This window comes from Verminephrobacter aporrectodeae subsp. tuberculatae At4 (assembly GCF_000193225.1).
In the GTDB taxonomy this organism is placed as follows: Bacteria; Pseudomonadota; Gammaproteobacteria; order Burkholderiales; family Burkholderiaceae_C; genus Acidovorax; species Acidovorax aporrectodeae.
The window spans coordinates 1-5,472 of record NZ_AFAL01000722.1; the positions used below are offsets into that span (position 1 = coordinate 1).

The 5,472-nt window shown below is 64.2% G+C and carries 3 protein-coding genes and 2 pseudogenes; 3 read left to right on the plus strand and 2 right to left on the minus strand.

What is annotated here, in order from left to right:
• The coding region (radA, locus tag VTU_RS0120610) for a DNA repair protein RadA (RefSeq protein WP_010108153.1) at positions 1-1,048 on the minus strand (1,048 nt) is incomplete at its 3' end.
• A 104-nt stretch (positions 1,049-1,152) separates the two neighbouring features.
• Between radA and VTU_RS29005 the strand changes: the two are divergent.
• The 3 genes and pseudogenes from VTU_RS29005 to VTU_RS35135 form a co-directional block, all read left to right on the plus strand.
• Positions 1,153-3,491: pseudogene (locus VTU_RS29005) on the plus strand (DNA translocase FtsK).
• A 40-nt stretch (positions 3,492-3,531) separates the two neighbouring features.
• The gene (lolA, locus tag VTU_RS0120620) at positions 3,532-4,164 is read left to right on the plus strand and encodes an outer membrane lipoprotein periplasmic chaperone LolA (RefSeq protein WP_029554615.1); all 633 of its coding nucleotides are present in this window, start codon (positions 3,532-3,534) and stop codon (positions 4,162-4,164) included.
• A 25-nt stretch (positions 4,165-4,189) separates the two neighbouring features.
• A pseudogene (locus VTU_RS35135) lies at positions 4,190-5,083 on the plus strand (AAA family ATPase); the annotation flags it as partial.
• A 231-nt stretch (positions 5,084-5,314) separates the two neighbouring features.
• Here VTU_RS35135 and VTU_RS34000 read toward each other — a convergent pair.
• The coding region (locus VTU_RS34000) for an IS4 family transposase (RefSeq protein WP_265597354.1) at positions 5,315-5,472 on the minus strand (158 nt) is incomplete at its 5' end.

The following is a 5,472-nucleotide window of genomic DNA, read 5'->3' on the forward strand; positions in this document are numbered from 1 at the left end:
TGCAGGCCACGCCCGCGTGGCGGTGCAAAACAGCCAGCAGCATCGCCAGCCGGTCCCTGTCCAGCCCCACGCTCAGGCGGCGCGGGCTCGGGCCGCCGCTGTCCACCAGCGCCTGTATCTCCACCAGCAGCGGGCGCGTGCCTTCGAGCGTCACCAGCACGCAACTGCCCGCAACGGGCTCGCTGTGCTGGCTCAGAAAGATGGCACTCGGGTTGCTCACCCCCTTGAGGCCCTTTTCGGTCATGGCGAACACGCCGATCTCGTTCACCGCGCCAAAGCGGTTCTTCACGGCGCGCACCAGCCGGAACGGGCTGTGGGTGTCGCCCTCGAAGTACAGCACCGTGTCCACCATATGCTCCAGGACGCGCGGCCCGGCCAACGCGCCCTCCTTGGTCACGTGGCCGACGAGCACGATCGCCACCCCGAGGGCCTTGGCCGCGCGCGTGAGATGCGCCGCGCATTCGCGCACCTGCGCCACCGAACCGGGTGCGGACGTGAGCTGCTCGGAGTAGACCGTCTGGATGGAGTCGATCACCGCGACCGCGGGCCGCATGGAATCCACGGCGGACAGGATTTTTTCCAGCTGGATCTCGGCGAGCACGTTGACCTGGCTGTGCTCCAGCCCCAGGCGGCGCGAGCGCAGGGCCACCTGGGCGCCGCTTTCCTCGCCGGTGACGTACAGCGTGGGCAGGTTGGCGCGCTGCAGCGCGTCGAGCGCCTGCAACAGCAGGGTGGACTTGCCGATTCCCGGATCGCCCCCGATCAGGACCACGCCGCCGGCCACGATGCCACCGCCGAGCACGCGGTCGAGTTCGCCGATGCCGCTCGGGCTGCGCTGCACCTCGCTGGCCTTGATGGCCGACAACGGCATCACGGCCTGCCCCTGCGCCAGGCCGGAGAACCGGGGCGCAGCGTAGCGGTTCCTGCCCGGCCCGGCGTCGGCCTGCGCCTCGATCAGGGTGTTCCAGGCGCCGCATGCAGGGCATTTGCCGAGCCAACGGGGGCTGGTGCCCGCGCACTCGGTGCAGGTAAAAATGGTTTTGGCCATGGGGGTGGGGAGGCAGTGGCGCAAACGGCGCCGCAGACGGGAGACTATAGCGGCCAGCACCCGCGCCAGGCCCGGCGCATGGAGTAAGCTTGCCCGCAACGCTTATGACCTATTCCCTGCATACCCTGAACGCATCGTCTGCAACCAAGCCGCCGAAACCTTCTGCGCGCACGGGCGCCCCCCATTTCGGCCATGAAATCGGCCTGCTGCTGGGCCTGCTGGCGCTGGTTTTCTGGCTGATCGCGCTGGCCAGCCATTCGGCGCAGGACGTTGCCTGGTCCACTTCCGGCGCGCACGATTCCCGCACGATCGCCAATTGGGCAGGCCGTTTCGGCGCCTGGCTGGCCGACGGCAGCTACTACGCGCTGGGCTTTTCCGTGTGGTGGTGCGTGGCGGCCGGCGCGCGCGCCTGGCTGTCGTCCCTGGCGCGCTGGATGCGCGGCGGCGAAGCCGCGGCCGGGGCGCTGCACCAAAGCGCCTTCTGGGCGGGGCTGGCGCTGCTGACGGGTGCCAGCACGGCGCTGGAATGGTCGCGCCTGTACCGCCTGGAGTCCTTTCTGCCAGGGCCTGCCGGGGGCGTTCTGGGCGCCGTCGTGGGGCCCGCGAGCGTGCAATGGCTGGGGTTCACGGGCTCCGGCCTGCTGGCCATCGTGCTGGTGGTGCTCGGGGTCGCGCTGGTGTTCCGCTTTTCATGGGGCCACGCGGCGGAGTCGCTCGGCAGGGGCATCGACGCCCTGGTGCAGTCCCTGCTGGCGCGGCGCGAGGCGGCCCGGGATCTGGCCGTGGGCCGCATGGCGGCGCGGGAACGGGAAGAGGAGGTGGCGCTCGAAGAGCGTACCGGGATCGACGAGCCGCCGCCCCGGCCGGTGCAGATCGTCGAGCCACCGCCGGCCAACGTGCTGCCCAGCAGCCGGGTGGTCAAGGAGCGGCAAAAGCCGCTGTTCAGCGAAATGCCCGACAGCCGACTGCCCCTGGTGGACCTGCTCGACGACCCGTTGCTGCGCCAGGAAAGCGTGGCCCCCGAGACGCTGGAGATGACCAGCCGGTTGATCGAGAAAAAGCTCAAGGACTTTGGCGTCGAAGTGCACGTGGTGGCCGCCATGCCCGGCCCCGTGATCACGCGCTACGAGATCGAACCGGCCACCGGCGTCAAGGGCGCGCAGATCGTGGGCCTGGCCAAGGATCTGGCGCGCTCGCTGAGCCTGGTGTCGATCCGCGTGGTGGAGACCATTCCGGGCAAGAACTTCATGGCGCTGGAACTGCCCAACGCCAGGCGCCAGTCGATCCGCCTGTCCGAGATTCTCGGCTCGCAGGTCTACCACGAGGCCAAGAGCCTGCTCACCATGGGCCTGGGCAAGGACATCGTGGGCAAGCCGGTGGTCGCGGACCTGGCCCGGATGCCGCACGTGCTGGTCGCCGGAACCACCGGTTCGGGCAAGTCGGTGGGGCTCAACGCCATGATCCTCTCGCTGCTCTACAAGGCCGAGGCGCGCGACGTGCGCCTGTTGATGATCGACCCCAAGATGCTGGAAATGTCGGTCTACGAAGGCATTCCGCACCTGCTCGCGCCCGTGGTCACCGACATGAAGCAGGCAGCGAATGGCCTGAGCTGGTGCGTCGCCGAGATGGAGCGGCGCTACAAGCTCATGAGCCGGCTGGGCGTGCGCAACCTGGCGGGCTACAACCAGAAGATCGACGACGCCCGGGCACGCCAGGAATCCATCCACAACCCCTTCAGCCTCACCCCGGACGCGCCCGAAGCGCTGCAGCGTCTGCCGTACATCGTGGTGGTGATCGACGAACTCGCCGACCTGATGATGGTCGTGGGCAAGAAAATCGAAGAGCTGATCGCGCGCCTCGCCCAAAAGGCGCGCGCCGCCGGAATCCACCTCATCCTGGCCACGCAGCGCCCCAGCGTGGACGTGATCACGGGTCTGATCAAGGCGAACATCCCCACGCGCATCGCCTTCCAGGTGAGCAGCAAGATCGACAGCCGCACCATCCTCGACCAGATGGGCGCCGAAGCCTTGCTCGGCATGGGCGACATGCTCTACATGGCCAGCGGCACGGGCCTGCCGCAGCGCGTCCACGGCGCGTTCGTCTCGGACGAGGAGGTGCACCGCGTCGTCAGCTACATCAAGGAGCAGGGCGAGCCCGACTATGTCGACGGCGTGCTCGAAGGGGCCAGCGTGGACGGCGAAGCGGACGTGTCCGGCAACGGGGGCAGCGAGGGCGGGGGGAGAAGGACCCCATGTACGACCAGGCCGTGGAAATCGTCCTCAAGGACCGCAAGGCGAGCATCTCCTACGTGCAGCGCAAGCTGCGCATCGGCTACAACCGCTCGGCGCGCCTGCTCGAAGACATGGAAAAAGCGGGCCTGGTCAGCGGCCTGACCAGCGGCGGCCAGCGCGACGTGCTGGTTCCGGGGCGCAACGGGGAATGAGGCCCGCAACCCCTTGCCCATCCCGGGGAGAGAGTCCTTGTTGAAAAACATCGCCACCACGCTCCTGCTCGCCACCGCAGCCGCGTCGGCCGGCGCCGACGGACTCAAAAGTCTGGAATCCTTCATGAAGGGAACGCAGCGGGGCCGGGCCGACTTCATCCAGACCGTGACCTCGCCTGCGAAGGACGGGCAAACGGCGCGCACCCAAAGCTCCAGCGGCAGCTTTGCGTTCCAGCGCCCGGGGCGCTTCAAATTCGTCTACAAAAAGCCCTTCGAGCAGACCATCGTCGCCGACGGGCAGACCCTGTGGATCTACGACGTGGACCTGAACCAGGTCACCCGGCGCGCGCAGGCCCAGGCGCTGGGCAGCACACCGGCGGCCCTGCTGGCCTCGGCGCCCGACCTGTCGGCGCTGCAATCCGAATTCACGCTCGAAGCCGTGCCCGACCAGGACGGCCTGCACTGGGTGCAGGCCAGCCCCAGAACCCCGGACGGCCAACTCAAGAGCGTGCGCGTGGGCTTTGCCGGCGAGCAACTGGCGACGCTCGACATCCTCGACGGCCTGGGCCAGCGCTCGGTGATCCGCTTCACCGGCATGCAGGCGAACGTGGCGCTGCCGGCGAATACCTTCCAGTTCAAGCCACCCGCCGGGGCGGATGTGGTGCAGCAGTAATGCGGTGCAACTCCGAAGTGTGCAAATGAAAATAAGATATTTGATTCTGAACAATTTCAGAAAATATGAAAACGCCCGCTTCAATTTCAACGAGCGCTTTACCGTCTTGATTGGAAATAATGGCGCAGGAAAAACAACAATTCTTGATGCGTTGGCATTGATGCTGAATACTTATTTTCAAGGATCAGGCATTCGAACGGGCAGCGGGGTCATCAGAAAGGACGATGCGCGCTTGGTCAGCAGCGAAAAAGGGGGGCAAATTTTTCATGAGTCCCAATCAGAGGTCTGGCTTCAAGCGGCTGCTACGATCAATGGGACAAGTTGCGAGTGGCAACGCAATAAAGGAGATCGCGGCGGGATGGCCAAGAAATTCGTGGACCTGGGTGCAGAGGCACGATCTGCAATCAAGAAGATGCAGAGTCCGGACTTGCCTATTTTGCTCTATTACGGAGCGGGGCGTTTGTGGGACGTTCACCGTGATATAAACACAGAAAGACCAGGATCACAATTGGATGCCTACCGCCACTGCCTGGATCCAAAATCAGATCAATATGCTTTTGAAAAGTGGTTCAAGAAGATGGCGCTTTCAGAAATACAGAAAAGCCGATCGATCCCTGCGCTGAATGCAGTCAGGGATGCTGTGTTGTGTTGTATTCCTGGAGCCCGGAAATTCTACCATGATGTTGTTGAGGATCGCATCATGATCAAATTGGAAAGGGAGGGGCTTGTCCCGTTCAATTACCTCAGTGATGGCTACCGAAATATGGTTGCAATGGTGGCAGACATGGCCCACAGAACTGTACGTCTGAATCCACAGCATGAGGAAAATGCTGCCAGAGAAACCTCAGGTGTGGTTCTGATCGATGAGATTGACCTCCATCTTCATCCCAAATGGCAACGACGGGTTGTGGATGATTTGCAGCGCGCTTTTCCAAAGTTTCAATTCATTGCCACCACGCACTCACCATTCATATTGCAGTCTCTTGATCCGGGCGAGGTCATTGACTTGGGCCGGCAGGTGGCACCTGAGGAACTAGCAAGCTTGCCAGTTGGCATGGCTGCGCCTGGACCCAGGGATGAATTCAGTAACCAGGCCATTGAAGATATCGTCGAGCGCGTCATGGGGGTGGCAGTGCCTCAGCGCATTTCGTTATACACAAGTCCCCTGAACCTGAAGCTCGCGACAGAACCTGATGCCAGCAGCAAAGTCAAGAATGCGTTGCATTCCCAGCCAGATGGTCTTGACTCCGGGCTCACCATCGCACTTTCGCGCAAGAAAGCCCCCCAGCCTGGCAATCAGCCGCACCA